The organism is Photobacterium lutimaris, assembly GCF_003025555.1.
Classification (GTDB): domain Bacteria; phylum Pseudomonadota; class Gammaproteobacteria; order Enterobacterales; family Vibrionaceae; genus Photobacterium; species Photobacterium lutimaris.
Genome location: NZ_PYMH01000009.1, coordinates 116,314 through 139,168 on the forward strand (window position 1 = coordinate 116,314; position 22,855 = coordinate 139,168).

The 22,855-nt window shown below is 49.9% G+C and carries 24 protein-coding genes, 1 riboswitch and 1 other annotated feature; of the genes, 12 read left to right on the forward strand and 12 right to left on the reverse strand.

The features are described from left to right. Window positions 1–90 precede the first annotated feature (90 nt). Window positions 91–227: a sequence feature (His leader region), on the forward strand. A gap of 36 nt (window positions 228–263) precedes the next feature. The 8 genes from hisG to hisIE are packed head-to-tail and all read left to right on the forward strand — an operon-like array spanning window position 264 to window position 7,456. After that, window positions 264–1,160 carry an ATP phosphoribosyltransferase gene (gene hisG / locus C9I99_RS17830; RefSeq protein WP_107350204.1) on the forward strand — a complete coding sequence of 299 codons (897 nt, stop codon included), beginning with the start codon at window positions 264–266 and terminating at the stop codon, window positions 1,158–1,160. 3 nt (window positions 1,161–1,163) lie between these two features. Further along, window positions 1,164–2,477, forward strand: a complete 1,314-nt coding sequence (gene hisD / locus C9I99_RS17835) for a histidinol dehydrogenase (protein ID WP_107350205.1) — start codon at window positions 1,164–1,166, stop codon at window positions 2,475–2,477. A gap of 7 nt (window positions 2,478–2,484) precedes the next feature. Continuing rightward, complete coding sequence (gene hisC, locus C9I99_RS17840) at window positions 2,485–3,531, forward strand: histidinol-phosphate transaminase (protein WP_107350307.1); 1,047 nt, start codon at window positions 2,485–2,487, stop codon at window positions 3,529–3,531. Between the two features lie 16 nt (window positions 3,532–3,547). After that, complete coding sequence (gene hisB / locus C9I99_RS17845; RefSeq protein ID WP_107350206.1) at window positions 3,548–4,633, forward strand: bifunctional histidinol-phosphatase/imidazoleglycerol-phosphate dehydratase HisB; 1,086 nt, start codon at window positions 3,548–3,550, stop codon at window positions 4,631–4,633. Further along, complete coding sequence (gene hisH, locus C9I99_RS17850) at window positions 4,633–5,292, forward strand: imidazole glycerol phosphate synthase subunit HisH (RefSeq protein WP_107350207.1); 660 nt, start codon at window positions 4,633–4,635, stop codon at window positions 5,290–5,292. Before hisB ends, hisH begins: the two co-directional genes overlap by 1 nt. A 15-nt stretch (window positions 5,293–5,307) precedes the next feature. Next, window positions 5,308–6,042, forward strand: coding sequence for a 1-(5-phosphoribosyl)-5-[(5-phosphoribosylamino)methylideneamino]imidazole-4-carboxamide isomerase (gene hisA / locus C9I99_RS17855; protein WP_107350208.1), 735 nt, complete (start codon window positions 5,308–5,310; stop codon window positions 6,040–6,042). Between the two features lie 17 nt (window positions 6,043–6,059). Continuing rightward, the gene (gene hisF, locus C9I99_RS17860) at window positions 6,060–6,833 is read left to right on the forward strand and encodes an imidazole glycerol phosphate synthase subunit HisF (protein WP_107350209.1); all 774 of its coding nucleotides are present in this window, start codon (window positions 6,060–6,062) and stop codon (window positions 6,831–6,833) included. After that, the gene (gene hisIE, locus C9I99_RS17865) at window positions 6,830–7,456 is read left to right on the forward strand and encodes a bifunctional phosphoribosyl-AMP cyclohydrolase/phosphoribosyl-ATP diphosphatase HisIE (RefSeq protein WP_107350210.1); all 627 of its coding nucleotides are present in this window, start codon (window positions 6,830–6,832) and stop codon (window positions 7,454–7,456) included. Before hisF ends, hisIE begins: the two co-directional genes overlap by 4 nt. 72 nt (window positions 7,457–7,528) lie before the next feature. Here the strand turns inward: hisIE and C9I99_RS17870 are convergent, their stop codons facing one another. After that, the gene (locus C9I99_RS17870) at window positions 7,529–8,107 is read right to left on the reverse strand and encodes a thymidine kinase (RefSeq protein ID WP_107350211.1); all 579 of its coding nucleotides are present in this window, start codon (window positions 8,105–8,107) and stop codon (window positions 7,529–7,531) included. A 184-nt stretch (window positions 8,108–8,291) separates the two neighbouring features. After that, entirely contained in the window at window positions 8,292–9,887 is a 1,596-nt protein-coding gene (locus C9I99_RS17875; RefSeq protein ID WP_107350212.1) for a Na+/H+ antiporter NhaC family protein, read from the reverse strand. 100 nt (window positions 9,888–9,987) lie between these two features. Next, window positions 9,988–10,171: riboswitch (Lysine riboswitch) on the reverse strand. Between the two features lie 370 nt (window positions 10,172–10,541). Between C9I99_RS17875 and C9I99_RS17880 the strand changes: the two genes are divergently transcribed. Then, a complete protein-coding gene (locus C9I99_RS17880; protein ID WP_107350213.1) occupies window positions 10,542–10,937 on the forward strand; it encodes an H-NS family histone-like protein in 396 nt (131 codons plus the stop codon). A 279-nt stretch (window positions 10,938–11,216) separates the two neighbouring features. Here the strand turns inward: C9I99_RS17880 and C9I99_RS17885 are convergent, their stop codons facing one another. Next, entirely contained in the window at window positions 11,217–12,185 is a 969-nt protein-coding gene (locus C9I99_RS17885; RefSeq protein ID WP_107350214.1) for a lytic murein transglycosylase, read from the reverse strand. Between the two features lie 3 nt (window positions 12,186–12,188). Beyond that, window positions 12,189–12,473: a YcgL domain-containing protein gene (locus tag C9I99_RS17890; protein WP_107350308.1), complete on the reverse strand. Its 285-nt coding sequence runs from the start codon at window positions 12,471–12,473 to the stop codon at window positions 12,189–12,191. 221 nt (window positions 12,474–12,694) lie between these two features. On the opposite strand from C9I99_RS17890, the gene minC reads away from it, so the two are divergent. Genes minC through minE form a run of 3 tightly spaced genes read left to right on the forward strand, consistent with a single transcriptional unit; the run spans window position 12,695 to window position 14,461 of the window. Further along, a complete protein-coding gene (gene minC, locus C9I99_RS17895; protein WP_107350215.1) occupies window positions 12,695–13,357 on the forward strand; it encodes a septum site-determining protein MinC in 663 nt (220 codons plus the stop codon). A gap of 21 nt (window positions 13,358–13,378) precedes the next feature. Continuing rightward, window positions 13,379–14,191, forward strand: a complete 813-nt coding sequence (gene minD / locus C9I99_RS17900) for a septum site-determining protein MinD (RefSeq protein WP_107350216.1) — start codon at window positions 13,379–13,381, stop codon at window positions 14,189–14,191. Between the two features lie 6 nt (window positions 14,192–14,197). Further along, window positions 14,198–14,461: a cell division topological specificity factor MinE gene (minE, locus tag C9I99_RS17905; protein WP_107350217.1), complete on the forward strand. Its 264-nt coding sequence runs from the start codon at window positions 14,198–14,200 to the stop codon at window positions 14,459–14,461. 83 nt (window positions 14,462–14,544) lie between these two features. Here the strand turns inward: minE and rnd are convergent, their stop codons facing one another. The 8 genes from rnd to C9I99_RS17945 form a co-directional block, all read right to left on the reverse strand. After that, a complete protein-coding gene (gene rnd / locus C9I99_RS17910; RefSeq protein ID WP_107350309.1) occupies window positions 14,545–15,669 on the reverse strand; it encodes a ribonuclease D in 1,125 nt (374 codons plus the stop codon). Between the two features lie 63 nt (window positions 15,670–15,732). After that, window positions 15,733–17,418 (reverse strand): long-chain-fatty-acid--CoA ligase FadD, encoded by a 1,686-nt coding sequence (gene fadD, locus C9I99_RS17915; protein WP_107350218.1) that lies wholly within the window; start codon window positions 17,416–17,418, stop codon window positions 15,733–15,735. Between the two features lie 114 nt (window positions 17,419–17,532). Then, on the reverse strand, window positions 17,533–18,444 hold the full coding sequence (locus C9I99_RS17920) for an alpha/beta fold hydrolase (protein WP_107350219.1): 912 nt from the start codon (window positions 18,442–18,444) through the stop codon (window positions 17,533–17,535). A gap of 6 nt (window positions 18,445–18,450) precedes the next feature. After that, on the reverse strand, window positions 18,451–19,005 hold the full coding sequence (locus C9I99_RS17925) for a Slp family lipoprotein (RefSeq protein WP_107350220.1): 555 nt from the start codon (window positions 19,003–19,005) through the stop codon (window positions 18,451–18,453). Between the two features lie 88 nt (window positions 19,006–19,093). Next, entirely contained in the window at window positions 19,094–19,375 is a 282-nt protein-coding gene (locus tag C9I99_RS17930) for a hypothetical protein (protein ID WP_107350221.1), read from the reverse strand. Between the two features lie 77 nt (window positions 19,376–19,452). After that, the gene (tsaB, locus tag C9I99_RS17935) at window positions 19,453–20,154 is read right to left on the reverse strand and encodes a tRNA (adenosine(37)-N6)-threonylcarbamoyltransferase complex dimerization subunit type 1 TsaB (RefSeq protein ID WP_107350222.1); all 702 of its coding nucleotides are present in this window, start codon (window positions 20,152–20,154) and stop codon (window positions 19,453–19,455) included. After that, on the reverse strand, window positions 20,155–22,113 hold the full coding sequence (gene yoaA, locus C9I99_RS17940; RefSeq protein ID WP_107350223.1) for a DNA repair helicase YoaA: 1,959 nt from the start codon (window positions 22,111–22,113) through the stop codon (window positions 20,155–20,157). 144 nt (window positions 22,114–22,257) lie between these two features. After that, window positions 22,258–22,731, reverse strand: a complete 474-nt coding sequence (locus C9I99_RS17945; RefSeq protein ID WP_107350224.1) for a group I truncated hemoglobin — start codon at window positions 22,729–22,731, stop codon at window positions 22,258–22,260. Window positions 22,732–22,855: the final 124 nt, after the last annotated feature.

Sequence of the window (22,855 nt, forward strand, 5' to 3'; positions counted from 1 at the left end):
CAAATCCAGCTTCGTTAGTGTGAATCACAAGCAAGCGTTAATAATGATTTATACAGAGTACATAACTATGCGTATCCCAATGGTAAACCTACACCACCATCATCATCCTGATTAGTCTTTCGGGAGGATACGCCTCGCTCTGGAAGACGCAAAAACACTCTTCCAGCGGTCGTCATAGTACAGATTACAAGGCCCTCGGAAGAGACATCTTCCGAGGGTTTTTTCGTTTTCAGGCTCAACATCGAGTAACAGGGATTAAAACAATGCAGACACAACGACTACGAATTGCGATTCAAAAGAAAGGACGCCTGAGCAAAGAGTGCCAGGAATTGCTCAAGCGCTGTGGCGTGAAGTTCAACATGGTGGGTGAGCGCTTGGTAGTGCATTCTGAAAACATGCCGATTGACCTGCTGCTGGTACGTGATGATGATATTCCAGGCCTGATCATGGACGGTGTGGTTGACCTTGGTGTGATTGGTGAAAACGAACTCGAAGAAGTCGGCCTTGAGCGTGAAGCCCGTGGTGAACCCGCAAACTACATCAAATTACGCCGCTTGGACTTCGGCGGTTGCCGCCTATCGATTGCCATCGATAAAGACGCCCAATACAACGGTCCTCAGGACTTGCAAGGCAAGCGCATCGCGACGACCTACCCACAACTTGTAAAGCGTTATATGGACGAGCTGGGCGTGACATTCAGTACCTGTATGCTTAACGGTTCAGTCGAAGTTGCCCCACGTGCTGGACTTGCCGATGCTATCTGTGACTTAGTATCAACGGGTGCAACACTGGAAGCCAATGGCCTGAAAGAAGCGGAAGTGATCCTGCGTTCTAAAGCCGTGCTTATCCAGCAGACTGGTGATCTATCAGCTGACAAGCAAGCCCTTATCGAGCGTCTGCTAACGCGTATGCAGGGTGTTATCCAGGCCAAAGAGTCCAAATATATTATGCTGCACGCACCGGCAGAGCGCCTTGACCAAATCAAAGCACTGCTACCGGGCGCTGAAGATCCAACCGTGTTACCTCTTTCACAAGATAAAAGCCGCGTAGCCGTTCATCTTGTAAGCTCCGAAAACCTGTTCTGGGAAACCATGGAACAACTTAAAGAACTGGGCGCTAGCTCAATCTTGGTTCTACCAATTGAAAAAATGATGGAGTAAGCAATGAAAACCGTTGTGTGGCAATCTCTGAGCGATAACCAACAAGAAAGCCTGCTTGAGCGCCCAGCAATCACCGAAGGCGCCAACATCACCGCGATTGTTGCTAATGTGATTGCTGAGATCCGCAATCGTGGTGATCAGGCCCTGCTGGAGCTGACTGAAAAATTTGATGGTGTTATGCCTGATAGCATCAAGGTAGGTGAAGATGAAGTGTCTGCCGCCTGTGCGAGGTTGAGCGATAACATGAAACAGGCGCTGCAGCAGGCCTACCAAAATATCGCTACCTTCCACAACGCGCAAAAACAACCCACTTTGCGGGTCGAGACCCAACCAGGGGTATTGTGTGAACAAGTGACCCGCCCGATCAACTCCGTGGGCTTGTACATTCCGGGCGGCAGCGCCCCATTACCATCAACCGTTCTCATGCTTGGTGTTCCGGCCCAAATCGCAGGCTGTCGAGACGTGGTACTTTGCTCACCGCCACCAATCGCCGATGAAATTCTTTATGTCGCCAAACTGTGTGGCATTACCAATATCTATAACGCCGGTGGCTCGCAGGCGGTGGCCGCCATGGCCTACGGGACCGAGACCGTGACCAAGGTCGATAAAATTTTCGGCCCGGGTAATGCGTTCGTTACCGAAGCAAAACGCCAGGTCAGCAATGATTTTCGCGGCGCAGCGATTGATATGCCAGCAGGCCCATCCGAGGTCTTGGTCATTGCCGATAGCAGCGCCGATCCTGATTTCATTGCCGCTGACTTGCTAAGCCAAGCCGAGCACGGCCCTGACTCACAGGTCGTCCTCGTCACACCGGACCCAAGTATTGCCGATCGCACTGCTGATGCTATCCAGCAACAGCTCAAGGCCCTACCACGAGCAGACATTGCCCGCCAGGCACTGGGCTCGAGTATTTTGATTGTGGCCGAAAGCCTGACCCAATGTGTGTCGATTTCCAACCACTACGGTCCTGAGCACTTGATTGTTCAAACCCGCAACCCACGTGATCTGGTATCGCAGCTCGACAATGCCGGATCAATATTCCTCGGTAACTGGTCGCCAGAATCGGTGGGCGATTACGCTTCCGGAACCAACCACGTATTGCCAACGTACGGCTACACCCGTACTTATTCAAGCCTGGGTTTAGCCGACTTCAGCAAGCGCATGACCGTGCAGGAGCTCAGTGCCGATGGTCTAATGGAATTGGCACCAACCGTTGTTACTATCGCCGAAGCCGAAGGACTAGATGCCCATAAACGTGCTGTCACGATTCGAGTCGAGAAGTTAGCAGGCACTCCCGATGCAGTTAAAGAGGAATAATATGAAAATTGACCAACTTGCACGTAAAACCATCCGCGAGCTGACACCCTACCAGTCAGCACGCCGCCTTGGTGGCTGCGGTGATATCTGGCTCAATGCCAACGAGTCGCCTTTTGCCAATGAATATAACATCAACTGCGATCGCCTCAATCGCTACAGCACCTGCCAACCAGCAGCGCTAATTGAAGCCTATGCCGATTACGCTGGTGTTCGCCCAGAGCAGACCCTAACCTCGCGTGGCGCCGATGAAGGTATTGAGCTACTGATCCGCACATTTTGCGAGCCAAACCAAGACAACATCCTATACTGCCCGCCGACTTACGGTATGTATTCCATCAGTGCGCAAACCTTCGATGTCGGTACCAAGACGGTTCCGCTGACCGAAGAGTGGCAGCTTGATCTCGAGGGCATCCGCGACAACCTGGATGGAGTCAAACTGGTATTTATCTGCAGTCCGAACAACCCAACCGGTAACCTGATCAAGCGTCAAGATATCGAAACCTTGCTGGATATGACTCAAGGCAAGGCACTGGTCGTGGTCGACGAGGCATACATTGATTTCTGCCCTGAAGCCACCACGGCCAATATGCTGGATCAATACCCGAATCTGGTTGTGCTGCGTACGCTGTCAAAAGCCTTTGCCCTTGCCGGCCTGCGTTGCGGCTTTACCTTGGCCAACCCAGAGGTCATTGACCTGCTACTGAAAGTCATTGCCCCCTACCCGGTACCGGTTCCTGTGACCGATATCGCGGTGCAAGCACTCTCTCCTGCAGGGCGTGCCAGAACCAAATTTCAGGTACTGGATACCGGTGCCAACCGCGCTTACCTCCAGGCAGGCCTTGGCATGCTAAAAGACGTGACCGTTTTTGAAGGCTATGGCAACTACCTGCTGGTGAAATTCCCCGATGCGGATGCCCTGTTTAACGCCCTGTGGGAGCACGGCATTATCCTGCGTCGCTCGCCAATCGAGAACTGTATCCGGATCAGCATCGGCAACCGCGACGAATGTGAAAAAACACTGGCCTTCATCCGAGAGCAGCTAGGACAAAACTAAGAGAAAGGACAACACTGTGAGCAAGGAAAAAATCTTATTTATCGACCGTGACGGCACCCTGATTGTTGAACCGCCTGTTGATTTCCAGGTCGACCGCCTCGACAAGCTCAAGCTGGAGCCCTTTGTGATCCCTGCGTTGCTAAAGCTTCAGGATGCCGGTTACAAATTGGTGATGGTGACCAACCAAGACGGCCTTGGCACCAGCAGCTACCCACAGGAAGAGTTCGATGCCCCGCATAACATGATGATGGAGATCTTCGAATCGCAAGGGGTGAAATTCGACGATGTACTGATCTGCCCGCACTTCGATGAAGACAACTGCAGCTGCCGCAAACCAAAACTTGGACTGGTCAAAGGGTACCTTCAGCAAGGCAAGGTGGATTTCGAAACATCGGCAGTGATCGGCGATCGCCACACCGATCTCCAGCTCGCTGAAAACATGGCTATCCGTGGTATCCAGTACAACCCGAACTCTACCGAAGAGAACGGCATGAACTGGCAGCAGATCGTTAACGATCTAACGACCCACCCGCGGATCGCCGAAGTGGTACGCACCACCAAAGAAACCGATATCCGGGTCAAGGTCAACCTTGATGAGACCGGCGGCAATCACATTGCCACAGGCCTTGGCTTTTTCGATCACATGCTGGATCAAATCGCGACCCACGGTGGCTTCCGTATGGAGCTGACCGTTGATGGCGATCTTCACATCGATGATCACCACAGTGTAGAAGATGCTGCACTGGCATTGGGCGAAGCCTTGAAAAAGGCCTTGGGTGACAAGCGCGGGATCGGCCGATTTGGTTTTAGCCTGCCGATGGACGAATGCCTGGCCCAGTGTGCACTGGATCTATCTGGCCGCCCATACTTGAAGTTCGACGCAACGTTCAGCCGTGAGCAGGTAGGGGATTTGTCGACGGAAATGGTCTCGCACTTCTTCCGCTCGCTGACCGATACCCTAGCATGCACCCTGCACCTATCATCGACCGGCAACAATGATCACCACATTGTCGAAAGCCTATTCAAGGCCTTTGGCCGTACCCTGCGCCAAGCGATTCGGGTGGAAGGTAACGAGCTGCCAAGCAGCAAGGGAGTATTGTAATGTCAGCGCCTAACCAACAAGTCGTCATTATCGATACCGGTTGTGCCAATGTGTCTTCAGTACGGTTTGCCATCGAACGCCTAGGCTACCCGGTAACGGTAAGTAAAGAGCCCGAGGTCGTTTTGGCAGCAGACAAACTCTTCTTGCCGGGCGTCGGGACGGCCAGCGAGGCCATGAAAAATCTCGAACAGCGTGATCTTATTAACCTAGTAAAGCAGGTCGATAAGCCGCTGCTGGGTATTTGCTTGGGAATGCAGCTTCTCGGTGAGCTGTCGGAAGAGCAAGGGCAAAGCGGTACCGAGCAGGTCAATTGCCTTGGCCTGTGCGGCGCGCCAGTGAAAAAAATGCAAACCGGCGAGCTCCCCCTCCCCCACATGGGCTGGAACACCGTCGCCGCCGACGCTGGGCACCCTCTTTTTAAAGACATCCCAGCAGAAAGCTATTTCTACTTTGTGCACAGCTATGCGATGCCGGTATTCGGTCAATCCGATGCTGATAAAAATAATGAATCGCAGACCGGCCGAACTATTGCCCGTTGCGAATACGGACAGCCGTTCACTGCAGCGGTACAAAGCGGCAATTATTTCGGTGTGCAATTCCACCCGGAGCGCTCAAGCAAAGCCGGCTCGCAACTGATCAAAAACTTTCTGGAAATGTAAGGACAAGGACGAATTATGATTATCCCCGCACTCGATTTAATTGACGGTCAGGTCGTCCGCTTATTTCAGGGAGACTACGGTAAGGTCACCGAATACAAAGTTGACCCTGCCGAGCAGTTCAACCTTTATCACCAAGCCGGTGCCGGATGGCTGCATTTGGTTGACCTTACCGGTGCCAAAGATACCGCGGCGCGCCAGTTGGGGTTGATCAGTAAGCTACTGGCTAGCACCCCTGCCAATATCCAAATTGGCGGCGGTGTTCGCACCGAGCAAGACGTGGCCGATTTAATCAATGCTGGCGCCCAGCGCGTGGTGATCGGCTCGACAGCCGTCAAGCAACCTGAGCTTGTCAAAAGCTGGATGGAAAAATACGGCCCTGAGCGTATTGTGCTGGCACTGGATATCAATATTGATGCCGAAGGCAAGCGTAATGTTGCCGTATCGGGTTGGCAGGAGGACTCGGGCGTGACAATCGAAGCCCTGCTCGATGACTTCTTGACCGTCGGCCTCAAGCATGTGCTGTGCACCGACATTTCCCGTGACGGCACCTTGGAAGGCTCCAATGTTGAGCTTTACCAAGACCTTTGCGCTCTGTATCCGCAAGTACAATTCCAGTCATCGGGCGGCATTGGTTCACTCAATGATATCGCCGCCCTGAAAGGCTCAGGCGTTGCCGGTGTCATCGTCGGTCGTGCCCTGTTGGATGGCAAGTTCACCGCCGAGCAAGCCTTTGCTTGCTGGGCAGAATAAGGCAAGGAGAGAACACCATGTTAGCTAGACGAATTATTCCCTGCCTTGATGTCAGAGACGGTCAGGTGGTCAAAGGGGTGCAATTCCGTAACCACGAAATCATCGGCGACATCGTCCCTCTGGCCAAACGCTATGCCGAAGAAGGTGCCGATGAGCTGGTGTTCTATGATATCACCGCATCCAGTGATGGCCGGGTGGTAGACAAAAGCTGGGTTGCCCGCGTGGCAGAAGTGATCGACATCCCTTTCTGTGTTGCCGGCGGGATCAAATCTGCCGAAGATGCCAGCCGTATCCTACAGTTTGGGGCTGACAAGGTTTCGATTAACTCACCGGCCCTGGCCGATCCAAACTTGATCACTGAGCTTGCTGATAAATTCGGCGTGCAATGTATCGTGGTGGGTATCGATTCCTACTTTGATGCCGAGACCGGAAAATACCAGGTCTACCAGTTCACCGGCGACGAGAGCCGTACCAAGGCCACCCGCTGGGAAACCCGCGACTGGGTACAGGAAGTCCAACGCCGCGGTGCCGGTGAGATTGTCCTCAACATGATGAACCAAGACGGGGTTCGCAACGGCTACGATCTCACCCAGCTCAACATGGTACGCGACGTCTGCCATGTGCCACTTATTGCCTCAGGCGGTGCCGGTGAGATGGTGCACTTTGCCGATGCCTTCAACAAAGCGAATGTCGATGGTGCCCTCGCCGCATCGGTGTTCCACAAACAAATCATCAATATTGGTGACCTCAAGCAATATCTGAAACAACAAGATGTGGAGATCCGACTATGAGCCTAGCAAACAGCATTAATTGGGACAAAGTAGATGGATTGGTTCCGGCTATCGTGCAGGACAACACCAGCGGTCAGGTTCTGATGCTGGGGTACATGAATGACATGGCTTTGAGCAAAACCCTCGAGACCCAGCAAGTGACGTTCTGGTCCCGCACCAAAGAGCGCCTTTGGACCAAAGGGGAAACGTCCGGCAACGTGCTGCAACTCAAGAGCATCAAGCTCGATTGCGACCAAGATACCCTACTGGTGAAAGTCGACCCTATCGGCCCAACCTGCCACACTGGCACTATCACCTGCTTTGACAGCGATACTGCAGAGGAAGGGCAAGTTGAACAACCCGCTCTGGTATTTCTTCATCAACTTGAACAGCTCCTGGCTTCTCGTAAAGGTGCCGATCCCGAATCGTCCTATACCGCCAGCCTGTATGCTCGCGGGACCAAGCGGATTTCGCAGAAGGTGGGGGAAGAAGGCGTTGAAGTCGCGCTTGCGGCAACGTCGGGTGACAAGGCGGAATTAGTCTGTGAGTCCGCCGATTTGATCTATCACCTACTGGTACTGCTACAAGATCAGGGCATGTCGCTGTCGGATGTCACGGCCAAGTTGCAAGAGCGCCATAAGTAAAATAGCGTTTATTAACACGCCAATAATAAAAAAACCGGCCATCATTGGCCGGTTTTTTATGGAATGCAATCTTTAGCGCTCAAGGGCTTCCTTGTAGTGCTTTCGGCATACCGATACATAACGGTCATTGCCGCCTATCTCGACCTGATCACCGTCAGCAATCGCTTTACCACTGGCATCTTGGCGGATCACCATATTGGCTTTACGGCCACAGTGGCAGATGGTTTTCAATTCAACCAATTTATCGGCCCACGCAAGCAAATAACGGCTTCCTGCAAATAACTCTCCGCGAAAATCACTGCGCAAGCCATAACAAAGTACAGGAATATTGAGCTTGTCGACGACTTCCGTCAATTGGTAAACCTGCTCTTTGGTTAAGAATTGGCATTCATCTATCAATACACAGTCAACTTTTTGTGTTGAATGCATATCTTGCAGGCGGGTATACAGATCATCGCTTGCATTAAAGAGCTCAGCTTCCTCTTGCAAACCAATTCGAGAGCTGACCATGCCTTTGCCATAACGATCATCAATGGCCGCGGTAAAAATCACCGGCGTCATTCCCCGCTCGCGGTAGTTAAATGATGACTGTAATAATGTTGTCGACTTACCCGCATTCATTGCCGAGTAATAGAAATACATCTGGGCCATTAAGCTTCCCTAGTAATACGGTTGGTGCGTGAAAAATCAGCCGAGATGCTACAGAAAAGCCCTTCAGATTAAAAGGAGCAAGCTCAACTTCTTTGTAACTGGATACCGGTAAAACCGCTCACCTCACTGAAATGAAAAAAGCCTGTATTAAATACAGGCTTTTTCCATATTCACACCGTCAGGATTAAGCGCTAGCCGCGGCTTCCTGAGGACGGCGAGATAACCATGACAATCCGGCACAAGCCACGATAAAGGCAACGGTTGCGGCCATGAACGACACCGCCAGAGAGCTGGTGAAACCAAGAACCAAGAAACCAATGGTTGATACCACGGCCATCGACAAGGCGTACGGTAACTGAGTCGATACATGATCAATATGGTGACAACGCGCACCTGTCGACGACAGGATTGTCGTATCAGAGATAGGAGAACAATGGTCACCGAAGACCGATCCCGCCAATACGGCCCCTAGCATAGGAAGCATTAACATAATATCCGTCGCAGCTGCCAGATCACCGGCGATTGGAAGCATGATACCGAACGTACCCCATGACGTACCGGTTGAGAATGCCATCAAACCCGCAAGCAAGAACAGAATAGCCGGCAACAACATTGGGCTGATATTACCTTCCACCATGGTCGACAGGTATTTACCTGTCGCCATATCGCTTATCACCGAACCGATGCTCCATGCAAACAGCAGGATTAGAATCGCGCCGAACATTGACTTAGCACCGATCCACAACGTAGACGACACATCGGCCATCGGGATGCGCTGGCGGAAAACCGGAACAAGTGCGGCAGCAAAGCCCACCAAACCACCGTATACCAAGGACATACCCACATCAGTGTTCTCAAAGGCACCTAAAACGCTAAATGCGAGACCATCAGCAGCCAGTGCTTGGTAACCTGTAAAGATCATAAAGAAGAAGGTCGCCACAATCAGTGTCACGATTGGCATGATTAGATCAGCAACACGACCATTTTTACTTTCTTCAATTTCAAGTTCGTCATTCAGATCTTTGGCACGGCTATCATCATCACCTTCGTCAAATCCACGGCAGTGACTGGCTTCCAGCTCGTGCTTTTTCATCGGGCCCACATCAATTTGGAACCAAGCCACTACGAATACCATCAGCAGGGCAAAAACTGCATAGAAATTCATTGGAGCCAACTGAACAAATGCGCCCAGCGGAGTATATTCCGTCACGCCATGTGAGGCCAAAATACCACCAATCAAGGTGATAATGTAAGCACCCCAGCTTGAAGCTGGCATTAATACACACATTGGTGCTGCTGTTGAATCAAGGATATAGGCCAGTTTGGCACGAGACACATAAAAGCGGTCTGTCACTGGTCGAGAGATCGAACCAACAGCCAAGCTATTAAAGTAATCATCAACAAAAATAAACACACCCAAGAAAGCAGCCAGCAGTTTGGCACCACGCTTGCTCTTGATTTTGGTTTGTGCCCATTCTGCAAATGCACGGGTACCGCCAGAAAGTGTCAGCAATGCTGTGGTCATACCCAGCAAAATAAGGAAGGCGACGATACTCATGTTCCAACTGTTAATGGCGCCGTCATCAATAAACAGCCCTTTAACCGTGGTACCAATGTAACTTGCGGTGCCGCCAACCGAAAAATCAGTTAACAGGAAAGCGCCCAGGAGGACACCAACACCCAAAGAAACTAAAACGCGTCGTGTAAGGATTGCCAAGCCCAGTGCAACCAAAGGTGGCAACAATGACATGGCGGAATGGGAAAAATCTACAATATTCATGATCTCGACTACAACCGATCCTGGTTGGAGATCTACTGTTTTACACGACATCTTGTCGTATATAGAAGAGCATTAGGAAGAAGACATTATCCTTTCCCGACTCCACAGTAGCGCTCCATAGTTAATGTAATTATATACTATGGCAGTGTTGTCCCTGTTCGGTGACAACACCAGCAAACTGGCTTGATAGTCCGAGCTTACTTCGGCAACGGCTCCTTTCGTAAATCCTCATCGGTATCACCCTACGATTTACTACTTATAGACGATGCGCCTCTACCCTTAGTCTAGGTCTGGTCAATTCTACGGAATAGACATCTAAATGCAACAAGTTAATATGAAAAAAATGACACAAATAGTGAATAGTCTTGCCGCAGGGGGCAATAATTATACAATTAAAAGCAAAATTTCATACTCGCCGCATATGAAATTGATGGCAAATATTTAACAACGTCTGATGATTGTAGATAAGATTATTTACTCATCTCAACCATTACATTCTATTACAAATGAGAAATGAACCCGATAATTGGCGAAAAAACAAATAAACCCTTCATTTTTTAATTGGCATCGCTGTATTAAAAGTATTATTATTGCAATTATTGAATTGTCACTGCTATTATTAAATTATAGTTTTAGGCCTACAGGAAATAAAAAATGTCTGATGCAATGAAAGCGCTACTAAACCTTCGCAGCCTTCGCGCCCTTTCTCGTGAATATTCTCTTGAACAACTACAGGAAGCGCTAGAAAAACTTCAAACGGTTGTTACTGAACGTGAAGAGTCTGAAGCTGAAGAAGTCGCAAAAGAAAAAGAACGTACAGAGAAACTAGCTCAATACCGTGAAATGCTTCTTGCTGATGGTATTGACCCAGAAGAGCTTCTAGCGACTCTAAATAAAGCACCTAAAGCGAAACGCGCACAGCGTCCAGCAAAATACTCCTTCATCGATGAAAACGGTGACAAGAAAACTTGGACTGGCCAAGGCCGTACACCAAGCGCTCTGAAAAAAGCACTTGACGAAGGTAAGTCTCTAGAAGAATTTGAAATCTAATCATTCAAATTATCTTGCGAATATCTAAAAAACCCGGCTATAGCCGGGTTTTTTTATTGCTAGGGAAAGCACCCTTGATAAATATAAGCTTTTGATATGTAAGGTAAAAAACAACAACACCAACCACATAACCATGACAAAATTAACTCGACGAGTTAATAATACCCAATAATGAGTCGTTCATTTTGAGCCATCATTTCGATTATAGGGAAACTCGTTACTTTCTTTAAAGCATAAAAAACCAGACCTTTTGGTCTGGATTTTTTTCATAACATGAAACTAGCGAATCTGATCAGCTAAATGGCTTACCGCCAAAGCAAAATAGTGTGAACGGTTCCAGTTAAGCAAGGACTGATAATTACCGTAGATCAAGTAAGCCCGGCCATGTTTGTCATCCGGTTGAATAAGCCACGCATCAATATCGACATTCGGTAGTGCCTGTCCATTGAAGCGACGAACGCCTAATCGTTGCCAGTCAGCTAAGCTTTTGGCTTTACTCTTTTCAACCCCCATCAACGAAGCATTGATAGAAGTTGGCAGTGAAACTTGTCGGCCCCAGGTATATTTATCATCCCAGCCCGCTTGTTTTAAATAATTCGCAGCAGAAGCAAAAACATCGGCCTCTGTCTGCCAGATATCAATCTTTCCATCATTATTGCCATCAACTGCATAAGACAAAAACGACGTTGGCATAAACTGAGGTTGCCCCATCGCGCCTGCCCAAGAGCCCTTCATATCCTCAGGGCTAATATGGCCAGCATCCAATATCTCCAGCGCTGCCATTACCTGCCCGCGGAAAAATGCCTCACGACGACCTTCATAAGCCATGGTCGATAAAGCTTCAACCACATTATAATTCCCCATCAAGCGCCCGAAATTACTTTCCACGCCCCACAAGGCAACAATAAAGCGGGGCTGCACCCCATATTGCTGACCGATTTTATCCAGCGTCGATTTATGCTTATGATAAAGCTCATTCGCCTGTTTTACTTTCCAAGCTGGTACCGCGCGCGGAATATATTCATCCAGTGTCAATTTACGTTCTGGTTGATTTTTATCCGCTTTTACTGCTCGTTCGACAAACGTAATGCCATCAAAAGCAGAGTTGATAATCGACTCTGAAATTCCTTTTTCCTGGGCTTCTACTTTTAGTCCTTCGACATATTTATCAAACCCTTCATCAGCATAAACCGCCGATGATAATCCTAACCCTAAGGCCACGAAGGCCGATATCAATCGCTTATGCATAGTTTATCCTTTGCTGCTGGCGGCTTTATCCGCTTTGTATTGCTCCAGTAAGTTTGGCACGGGTGGCGGTACTTGCAGGTAATATCCACACCCCTTGAGATCCGCTTTTACTTTATCGATATCTGCCTGTGCCAACTTATGACGTGCATCTAACTTAATTACCATGACAAATTGTGGCGTACCAAATGTTTTCATCAGCGTTTCAGGCACTGATGAAAAATCATCTTTCTTGTTGATATAGAGGTAGGTATTGTCTTTCTTAGGGCTTTTGTAAATTGCGCACAACATATTGTCGGTAACCTGTTCGTTAATTTTGCTCTTTATCAGACAACGATTCGCATAAATCATTCCCTACCGGAGAGAGGATCGCCTACTTGATGAGACGGTTGTCTGAATTTCCAACGCAAAAGCAAGGATAGCTTGCTGATATACGGTTTGGAATATAACATGCAAGTTACCCAAGAGATAACGTTCCCGAACGACTAATTTAGCGACAGTCATCAATACACATGACAAAATCTGCAGAACTCAAGGGAGGCTCTTTCACCCTCTCTGCCCTCCACTTGGTGGACGGCGACATACAGCAAGCAATCAACTTTCTCAAAGAGAAAGTTGAGCAGGCTCCTCATTTCTTTTCAGCAGCCCCCATCGTCATTGATGTCAGCCAAGCCGGAAATAAGTTGGATTTCGCCTTACTAAAAAGCCATGTTCAAGCTGCAGGCATGATCCCTGTTGGGATCAGTGGCTGCAAACAACCTGGTCAACAAGAGCAGGCAAAACAAGCCGGGTTTGCCATTATGAATGCGGCCAAACAGGCCAAAGCGGCCGAACCTGTGATGACCCCGACAAAAATAATTAAAAATCCAGTTCGGTCAGGCCAGCAAATTTATGCTAAAAATAGTGACCTGATAGTGCTTGGACATGTAAGCCCTGCTGCAGAGATAATTGCTGATGGCTGTATCCATGTCTATGGCACCCTGCGAGGGCGTGCCATCGCTGGGGCTAGCGGTCAAAAAGAGGCAAAAATTTTCTGCCATAACTTACAACCTGAACTCATTTCCATTGCAGGGAATTACTGGTTAAGCGACAAAATACAAGAAGAGTTCTGGGGATCAAATGTCGTTATCTCGCTGGCTGAAAATAATTTGAACATAGAGCAAATGGCTCTATAACGTTTAATAAGGAATTTAAAGATGGCACGTATTATCGTGGTTACCTCAGGTAAAGGTGGCGTTGGTAAAACTACCTCGAGTGCAGCTATTGCATCAGGCCTTGCGCTTAGCGGCAAGAAGACGGCGGTGATCGATTTCGATATCGGCCTGCGTAATCTTGACCTCATCATGGGCTGTGAGCGTCGCGTAGTCTATGACTTCGTCAACGTTATCAATGGTGAAGCTAACCTAAACCAGGCACTTATCAAAGACAAGCGTGTTGACAACCTATATGTTCTACCCGCTTCTCAAACCCGTGACAAAGACGCGCTGAGCCGTGAAGGTGTCGAACGTGTTTTCAACGATATGGCTGAGATGGGCTTTGATTTCATTATCTGTGATTCACCGGCAGGCATCGAGACCGGTGCACTGATGGCGCTATACTTTGCCGACGAAGCCATTGTCACTACCAACCCTGAAGTGTCTTCTGTGCGTGACTCTGACCGTATTCTTGGCATCCTTGACTCAAAGTCTCGTCGCGCCGAGCAAGCCGAAGAGCCAGTCAAAACGCACCTACTGCTAACACGCTATAACCCGGCTCGGGTAACATTAGGCGAAATGCTGAGTGTGGGCGATGTCGAGGAAATCCTTCATATTCCTCTGCTCGGTGTGATCCCGGAAAGCCAGGCAGTACTGAATGCATCGAACAAAGGTGAACCGGTTATTTTTGACAAAGAATCCGATGCGGGTATCGCCTACGAAGACACAGTTGCCCGCTTGCTGGGTGAAGAGCGTCCCTTCCGCTTCCTTGAAGAAGAGAAGAAAGGCTTCCTAAAACGTCTATTCGGAGGATAATACACGATGGCATTGTTAGAATTCTTCCGCCCCAAGAAAACAACGACTGCCAGTCTAGCCAAAGAGCGGCTGCAAATTATCGTTGCTGAACGCCGTTCTGCCGATCATAGTGCACCTAGCTATTTACCGCAGTTGAAACAGGATATCCTGGACGTCATCCGCAAATATGTTGAAATCAGCCCTGAGCAGGTTTCTGTAAACCTCGATCAGAAAGAAGAAGATCTTTCCGTACTCGAACTCAACGTCACTCTGCCAGACGAAGAAAAGTAAGTTTATCGCTATTAAAGCTATTAAAAAGCCCTGCACACTGTGCGGGGCTTTTTGTTGGCTATAACGCTATCTCTGCGCTGCCTTTAGTCTTTTTTCAGCAAAGGCAATACTTTTTGCTCAAACAGCGGCTTGCGCCATGTCTTTAGCATATCCGGCATGCTGTCAGACGGCGCGTCTTTTTTCCATGCCCAAGAGATCAACTGGTTGATCTGCTTTTTCGATGCCAGAAACTCTGCCATCAGGCCAGTTTCCGTCTCTACCGTCGTCACCACATCCTTAATGTGCTTAACCTTTTGCTTGTAACCCGGCAAATCCATCAGTCTGGTGATTTTTTCAGGGTACTGCTCTGGCGGCATGTCATCGACATCGTAAACCATTTTTAGCAAACGGTTCGCATGGCGTTGAATTTCCATGCTCTCGAAGCCTTCTTTCGCCATGACCGCCTTGGACTTGATGCCGAAACGGGCCAGCTTCCAAAGGTGCAGCTCTTTCACAATAAAATTCAGGGCCAAGTCGCGCTTACGCGCTTCCAACACACGCCATTTAGCGGCTTTTTGCAAAATAGCCAACTGCTTAGGGTTTAGCTGCCAAGCGTTTTTGATATCAAGAAAGGCTTTATCCGGATCGATGGTCTTAACCCGCTTGAGCATCAAGCCAGCACACTCCTGAGCCAGCGCCTCCTGCCAGCCTTTGTTTACCACTTGCGGCATCAGCTTCTGGTAAAGCGGCAGCAGATAGTACACATCGGCGGCGGCATAATCGAGCTGACGGTCGGTCAGTGGACGGGCGAGCCAGTTAGTGCGCGCCTCACCTTTATCAAGCTCAATACCCAGATAATCTTTTACCAATGTACCGAAACCGGCTGACACTCCGTAGCCAAGGAATGAGGCCATGATCTGGGTATCAATCATCGGCACAGGCAGACAACCGGCATAGTATTGGAAAACTTCCAAATCTTCGCCACAGGCATGAAGTACCTTGATCACCGACTGATCGCGCAGCAGATCCCACAACGGCTCAAGATCCTCAATCGCCAACGGGTCAATCAATGCCAGCGACTCACCATCAAATAGCTGGATCAAGCCAAGCTTCGGGTACAGGGTCCGGGTTCTGACAAATTCAGTATCCAGCATGACAGCGGTCTGGCGGCGAGCCTGAAGGCAGATCGTCTCCAGCCGTTCACGGCTGGTAATTATTTCAAAATTCACAGTATTCTCACCAATAAAATGCCGGCTTGAGGCCGGCATTCTTTGTATTAATTCACGATGTGCTTACGCACTCTGGTTTTGCTGAGCTGATTCTTCACGCAATGCTCGGCGTAAGATCTTACCGACATTAGTTTTTGGAAGCTCATCTCGGAACTCAACAATTTTCGGCACCTTGTAACCTGTCAGGTGCTCGCGGCAGTGTTCAAGCAGCTCCTCGCGGGTTAGGCTGACATCGCGTTTAACCACGCAGATTTTAACCAGCTCACCAGAAACTTCATGAGGTTCACCAATTGCAGCGACTTCAAGTACTTTACTGTTAAGGGCAACGACATCTTCAATTTCATTCGGGTAAACGTTGAAGCCTGATACCAAAATCATGTCTTTCTTGCGGTCAACAATATGCAGGAAGCCTTCATCATCAAAACGAACAATGTCACCCGTTGACAGCCACCCGTCTTCGGTCAGGACCTCTTTGCTCGCTTCCGGGCGCTGCCAGTAACCCTGCATCACCTGCGGGCCACGAACCTGAAGCTCACCCGTCTGATCGTTACCCAATACTTGGCCTTCGTCATCAACAATACGCACATCCGTTGAAGGAACCGGCAAGCCGATAGAACCATTATAGTCGGTCAAATCATACGGGTAAGCGGCCACAAGCGGCGAACACTCCGTCAGGCCGTAGCCTTCGAGCAAGTAATTACCGGTAATTTGCTTCCACTTTTCAGCCACAGCGCGCTGGACAGCCATACCGCCACCCACTGACAGACGAAGCTGACTGAAGTCAATTTCATGGAAATCTTCATTGTTGACCAACGCATTAAACAAGGTGTTGACACCCGTGATGGCGGTGAACGGATAGCGCTGCAGCTCTTTGACAAACGTCGGGATATCACGCGGGTTAGTGATCAGCAGGTTACGTCCACCCATTTCGATAAACAGCAAGCAGTTCACGGTCAGGGCAAAGACATGGTACAGCGGCAACGCTGTTACTATCAGTTCGCGACCTTCAGTCAAGACCGGGCCGTATGCGCCTTTGGCCTGCATCACGTTAGCCAGCATGTTGCGGTGGCTAAGCACCGCCCCCTTAGCAACCCCTGTCGTACCGCCGGTATACTGCAAAAAAGCGGTATCGTCGCCTGACATAAACGGCTTAACATATTGCATACGACGACCTTTGCGCAAAGCCATGCGCATGGAGGTTGCGTGAGGAAGGTGGTATTTAGGCACCATTTTCTTGATGTATTTCACCACAAAGTTAACCAGAGTACCCTTCGGGCGAGATAGCTGATCACCCAGGCTGGTCAGTACCACATGCTGGACGCTGGTATTTTTAACGATGCTTTCTAGGGTATGGGCGAAGTTAGAAACAATGACGATCGCTTTGGCACCGGAGTCGTTCAACTGGTGCTCTAGCTCACGCGGGGTATAAAGTGGGTTAACATTCACCACCACACAACCGGCACGTAAAATTCCAAACAGGGCAATTGGATACTGAAGTAGATTCGGCATCATGACCGCCACGCGGTCGCCTTTTTTTACCTTCAGTTCATTTTGCAGGTAGGCGGCAAAAGCACGGCTACGCTCTTCCAGCTTGCGGAAGGTCATGACCTGTCCCATATTGATGAACGCTGTCTGATCAGCGTACTTGTGTACTGACTGCTCAAACATTTCAACCAATGACGGATACTGATCCGGGTTAATTTCAGCCGGTACATCTCCCGGATAGCGGTTAAGCCAAACCTTATCCACTTTGCACTCTCCTTATTGATTTTGGCATGGTGCCTACACTGTGCTGGCAGGTAATTAAAACATGTGTTTACACCGCAATTACAGCACACCTAACATACAAGTAACACTGGCCTATTAGACCAATGCATTAAAATTTGAATTAAATAACAATATCTCATCCGCCACCCGTTCAGGACTCTGAAGGTGACAGTGGTGACCACCAGCAACCTCGATTTGCTCTAGCTGCTGCCACCCTTGAGCATCTGGTTGCTCTCGCTTCAATTTACGGTAACCGGTTTCGCCAATAATCGATAACACCGGACATTGCACCGATGCCACCAAGGCTCGGGACTGCTCGTGAGCCATTCGGTACAATGAATCGCACCGCAAGCGATTGTCATGTCGCCAGTACCAGCGCCCGTCGCGCTGCAAAACGGCCCGCGCCACCACCGGCTTGATCTGCTCTGGCATTAGGCCGTTGACGGCACAACGGAGATCCAGTGCCTGCTGGAACGAGTCCATTGAGCGGTTCTGTCGCTGCTGCGCTCTCGCTCGGTAGCGTTGTCGGCTAACAATGCCCTGCCGAAGCCTATCTGGGGTACTTTCCGCCGTTTCAGACAATGGCGCTAAACCTTCAATCAACATCAGGGAGTCGACCTTATCGCCAAAAGCCGCGGCAAAACATACCGCCACCAATGCCCCCATAGAGTGGCCAACCAGCGTTACCTGTGGCTGATCCAACAAAGCGACCAACTGGGCCAAGTCATCAACATAATCGACAAAATGGTAGAAATTATCAGCCGACCTCGATGTCGAAAGCCCATGCCCAGGCCAATCAATGGCGATAATATGAAAGCGCTCGGACAACTTGCCAAATAAAGGGGCAAAGCTTGCAGCATTATCCTGCCAACCATGCAGCATGACCATGACTGGTTTTTGCGTTAACACGGCACTTAGCTGGGCTTTGTTTTCTATAGGCCTTTCGGAAGAAAACGAGGCCAGCCCTGACAGCCGCTGGTCGGCCAACTGAAACTCTATCTGATACATAGCAATTTACTTGGTCACCCGCTCCCTAACTTCAGCCCTTGAGAAGCCATTGTTAAGAAGGCTGGGTGAGCAATGTAGACCAACACAGCGCCTGAAACGGTCAAAATCATCGATCCAGACTTCCTGTTTCACTTGCCACAATTGGGTTCCTGTTGCGGCTACCACCGGGAAACGGTAGTTAAACTCGCCAACTTTACCGTCTTCTTCCCCATCAACATGCCCGGCAACAGAGACCAATCGCCCGGGATGGTATGCAATCGGTTCAAGGAAGCCATCAACATACGCGACGAAGCGTTGTTGGGCGCTACTGCCCAACTTGGGTTTACCGTCACTGCCTATCGGCATGGCTACAATTTCCAGCCGGGTTTTCTGTTCACCGTTATCAATGGCGGCAATCACCCCACCAAGGCGGATTGCCTGACCAAAATCTTGGCCAGCAGGATCGCTCAGCGCAGCAACATCTGTGATTGGGTCATCGCTATCGGTCATGAGGGCCTCAGGCACCGCGGCGCAGCCTATCATAGTCACAGCAAGCAACCCAACGATTAGCTTCCTAAACATCGGTAACTCCATTGTAAATGATGAATATCCGCACAATTCCTGAGCACCAGGCAGCTAATCGCACAGCTTATTCCAATGTGACACGGTATTAAACATAGACATCGACCCCTACCAACATCGAGAGTTCATCTCGCTTGTGCTGGTGCATCACCCCCATATAGCTCTCCAATGCCTGACGGTTTCTCCCCTCGGGTTGATCATACTGGATATGACTGTGCGCAGCGTCGAGCAACTCAGGGTCACGCACTGATTGGGCAACGGCCTTGGCAACAGGGGTGGGTTCACTGGCCCCGTTAACAGAGGTGCGGGTGACTTTCGTCTTTGAAGGCGTTTGGGGTATTGTGACAGGAAGGCGCTGAATAGAAACCATAGGAAACGTCCAGTATCCAAGTGATTGCCGAGTATGCTACAACCATAGTATGCATACACGGCAATGAGGCAAACGTATTATTCGCGACCCGGCAATTTTTTCCAGGTGACTGTATCACGGAGGTACACAGGGCTAGCTTCCTCAGCTAACACCGCCTCGCCACGAGCCAATGCATATTTGGCCAAATGCACCATATCCGCGGCATCCGGGTAAAGTACCGAACCCGATACAGCTTCAACAGGTAATTGTGCCAGTTGTTCAGCATAGCTTTCCCAGCCTGTACCGGCCGTTAACCACTGGCCTTCACTCAATGGCAGTTGCGTGATCAACATCTCAGGCTTAATAACTAACTCACTGCCTTGCACTACCCAGTCGCCATCTGCCTGACGGCGATACTGACCCCAGTAGATTTCATTCATGCGGGCATCAATGGCTGCCATCACCTGCTCGGCCTGATGCTGGCGGTATGACCCCTGTGCCATCGCGGCCAAGGTCGAGATACCTAGCATCGGCAGATCTGCACCAAATGCCAAGCCCTGAGCAATACCAATGCCGATACGTACCCCGGTAAAGCTACCTGGACCACGGCCAAAAGCCAGTGCATCAAGTTGGTTTAATTTTAGGCCAGCCTGTGCCAGTACGTTATCCACCATCGGCAGCACCTTGGTGGTGTGCTCACGTGGCGCATACTCACAGAGAGAAATCACTTCATCGCCCACCAGAAGGGCGACGGAACAGTTTTCGGTGGCAGTATCTACTGCAAGAATTTTGTTGCTCATTCAAGCCTCTGAATGCTGTTCTTCGGTTGTGGCAGGCTCTTGGCGGCCATTAACCGAAGATAAGAATTGCCCGACGCTAACAACATCCCGAGTTCGCGGGATAGACGGCAGGCTGTTAAGAAAGACCGCGCCATAAGGACGCGTTACTAACCGGTTGTCACAGATCACCAGGACACCTTTATCCTGTGTATCACGAATAAGTCGACCGACCCCTTGCTTGAGGGTGATCACCGCATCCGGGATCTGTACTTGCGCAAAAGGATCCCCACCACGTAAACGGCAGTCCTCTATACGCGCTTTCAGCAGCGGATCATCCGGTGCTGTAAAGGGTAATTTATCAATGATAACACAGCTTAGGGCCTGCCCTCTAACATCCACGCCTTCCCAGAAGGCACCAGTCGCTATCAACAAGGCATTACCCCGCTCAAGGTATTCCGCCAGCAACTTCTGCTTGGTCGTTTCGCCCTGCACCAATACGGGAAGGTCGAGCTTGGCCCGGAACCCTTCGGCCAACTCACGAACCATCTGATGTGAGGTACACAAGAAGAAACAGCGCCCCTGGTTCTCTTCAATAACAGGGGCCATCATCTCCACCAGTCGTTCTGCAATACCAAAGCTATTGGGCTCAGGCAAAAAGCGGGGCACGCACAGCAGCGCCTGTTGCTGGTAATCAAACGGGCTTTCCAGCGAAAACTGCTGCTTAGGTTTGAGTCCCAGCCGCTGGCTGAAATGGCTAAAGTCCTCGTTTACCGCAAGGGTCGCCGAGGTAAAGATCCACGCTCCCCCCTGCTGCTCGATCTGCTCACTGAACTTATCGGCCACCGACAATGGCGTAATGTGCAGGCTGAAATGACGGGGGGTACATTCATACCAATAGGAATAGCCGGTAATGCTGGTATCGCAGACCCGCTCTAGCCGTGCCTTGATTAAGGTCGCCCGTTCAAAGGCCGCGTCCAGCAACTGGCTCCGGCCCAATGCCAACTTCAGCACTTCGTGGGTTAAATCCAAGGCGTCATTCAAACGGGTGATTTCTCGCTGAATCGCTTGGCTGGTTATCGCTTCGCGCCAGTTGCCGCGAAAACCGGGTTCGCCAAGTACAATACGCATATCGGCCGCCGCTTGGTACAGCCTGTCGGCGGTTTTTTGCAGCTGGCGCATATCCTTGGCTTCGGTGCGATAGCCAATCTCAACATCTTTCGCCAGCTCTTGGATCTGACGGCTTGATAAGCTCTGGCCAAAATACTGGCTGGCAATATCTGGCATTTGGTGGGCTTCATCAAAGATGAATACCTCGGCTTCGGGGATCAATTCGCCAAAACCGGTTTCTTTGATCGCCTGATCGGCCAAAAAGAGGTGGTGGTTGACTACCACGACATCGGCTTCCATTGCCCGACGGCGCGCTTTGACCACAAAGCAGTCGTCATAGGACGGACATTCCCGGCCGAGGCAGTTGTCATTGGTCGAGGTGATCATCGGGATCACCGGACTGTCTTCGGCAATATCCTCACAATCGCCCAAATCACCGCTCTTGGTCGACGACGACCAGCTCCGAACCTGAACCAACTGACTCAACAGTTTCGGATCGGTATGGACGCCATGGCTTTCGGTGATTTGACGACTCAGCCGATCGAGACATAAGTAATTCGACCGCCCTTTGAGCAAAGACACCCGGCCGGTAAAACCGAGAGCATCCGCCATCAAGGGCAAATCCCGGTGGAACAATTGTTCCTGCAGGTTTTTGGAGCCTGTAGAAATTATGGTCTTTTTACCACTGACCAAAGCGGGTACCAAATAAGCAAACGTCTTGCCGGTTCCCGTTCCCGCTTCAACAACAAGCTGGCTCTCGGTCTTAATGGCATCGGCCACGGCTTGCGCCATATCGATTTGCGGCTGGCGGGCCTGGAACCCGGGGATGGCTTTATCTAGCGCACCGCCGGAGGCAAAAAACTTGGCTATCATAGGCTTTTGAATATCTAGGCTTTCGACTATCTGCTTTAGGAAAACGGGCTTTAGGCAACACCGTCGGATGACCGGTCATTATGCCAATATTCCCACTTAGCAGCCATGATTTATTCCAGCCGCCGCGTGTAATACCAAACGTCGTTATTCGGCTGCCACTATGTCTGCCTTAGTGGAATCAACAATAGCCAACAACTCTTGCTGCTCTTTTTCAGGGAGCTCATATTTATTGAATACACCGGTAAGCAGTACCACCATATGTTGCCACTCAGCCGGTGTAATGTTGAGAGGCTGATGGGAATTTTTCATTGCACGCCCTGTATACTGGCATGGGCCACCAGTTGCTTGGCAGATCATCGTAGTCACTTGATACTTTAAGTAAGCTGCCGGGACACTTTTTCTTGCCAGATCAACCGCTGGGTTACTATTAAGTACATCATCAACAACCATCACATCAATGAAGTCATTCACTACCACAGTGATAGGTGCCAGGCCCCCCAAGCGGTTATACAACAATTCAGGATCTTCAGCGTGCGTTACCGCAATCGCATAATGGAAAAGCGGATAAAACGCGAGAAGGCCGAGCCCCCCTGCCCATATTTTCGGTAATCTTTTCATGGGAAGTTCCTCGTCAATGTCACTTTGTACAAAGTAATAAATCCATTTACTCAATATTTATGTTTTGACCCTGAAAACGATCCGATGTAAATAAAAGAAAGGATTTATATATTTTAGTGCAAGG

Bases quoted from the DNA above. Each gene is read 5' to 3' on its own strand.
- minC (WP_107350215.1), top strand. From the start codon at position 12,695: ATGACAAAATCTGCAGAACTCAAGGGAGGCTCTTTCACCCTCTCTGCC.
- C9I99_RS17870 (WP_107350211.1), bottom strand. From the start codon at position 8,107: ATGGCCCAGATGTATTTCTATTACTCGGCAATGAATGCGGGTAAGTCG.
- hisD (WP_107350205.1), top strand. From the start codon at position 1,164: ATGAAAACCGTTGTGTGGCAATCTCTGAGCGATAACCAACAAGAAAGC.
- yoaA (WP_107350223.1), bottom strand. From the start codon at position 22,113: ATGATAGCCAAGTTTTTTGCCTCCGGCGGTGCGCTAGATAAAGCCATC.
- C9I99_RS17880 (WP_107350213.1), top strand. From the start codon at position 10,542: ATGTCTGATGCAATGAAAGCGCTACTAAACCTTCGCAGCCTTCGCGCC.
- hisF (WP_107350209.1), top strand. From the start codon at position 6,060: ATGTTAGCTAGACGAATTATTCCCTGCCTTGATGTCAGAGACGGTCAG.
- hisIE (WP_107350210.1), top strand. From the start codon at position 6,830: ATGAGCCTAGCAAACAGCATTAATTGGGACAAAGTAGATGGATTGGTT.
- minE (WP_107350217.1), top strand. From the start codon at position 14,198: ATGGCATTGTTAGAATTCTTCCGCCCCAAGAAAACAACGACTGCCAGT.
- hisA (WP_107350208.1), top strand. From the start codon at position 5,308: ATGATTATCCCCGCACTCGATTTAATTGACGGTCAGGTCGTCCGCTTA.
- C9I99_RS17890 (WP_107350308.1), bottom strand. From the start codon at position 12,473: ATGTTGTGCGCAATTTACAAAAGCCCTAAGAAAGACAATACCTACCTC.
- C9I99_RS17875 (WP_107350212.1), bottom strand. From the start codon at position 9,887: ATGAATATTGTAGATTTTTCCCATTCCGCCATGTCATTGTTGCCACCT.
- C9I99_RS17945 (WP_107350224.1), bottom strand. From the start codon at position 22,731: ATGAAAAGATTACCGAAAATATGGGCAGGGGGGCTCGGCCTTCTCGCG.
- C9I99_RS17920 (WP_107350219.1), bottom strand. From the start codon at position 18,444: ATGTATCAGATAGAGTTTCAGTTGGCCGACCAGCGGCTGTCAGGGCTG.
- C9I99_RS17885 (WP_107350214.1), bottom strand. From the start codon at position 12,185: ATGCATAAGCGATTGATATCGGCCTTCGTGGCCTTAGGGTTAGGATTA.
- C9I99_RS17930 (WP_107350221.1), bottom strand. From the start codon at position 19,375: ATGGTTTCTATTCAGCGCCTTCCTGTCACAATACCCCAAACGCCTTCA.
- tsaB (WP_107350222.1), bottom strand. From the start codon at position 20,154: ATGAGCAACAAAATTCTTGCAGTAGATACTGCCACCGAAAACTGTTCC.
- minD (WP_107350216.1), top strand. From the start codon at position 13,379: ATGGCACGTATTATCGTGGTTACCTCAGGTAAAGGTGGCGTTGGTAAA.
- hisG (WP_107350204.1), top strand. From the start codon at position 264: ATGCAGACACAACGACTACGAATTGCGATTCAAAAGAAAGGACGCCTG.
- hisH (WP_107350207.1), top strand. From the start codon at position 4,633: ATGTCAGCGCCTAACCAACAAGTCGTCATTATCGATACCGGTTGTGCC.
- C9I99_RS17925 (WP_107350220.1), bottom strand. From the start codon at position 19,005: ATGTTTAGGAAGCTAATCGTTGGGTTGCTTGCTGTGACTATGATAGGC.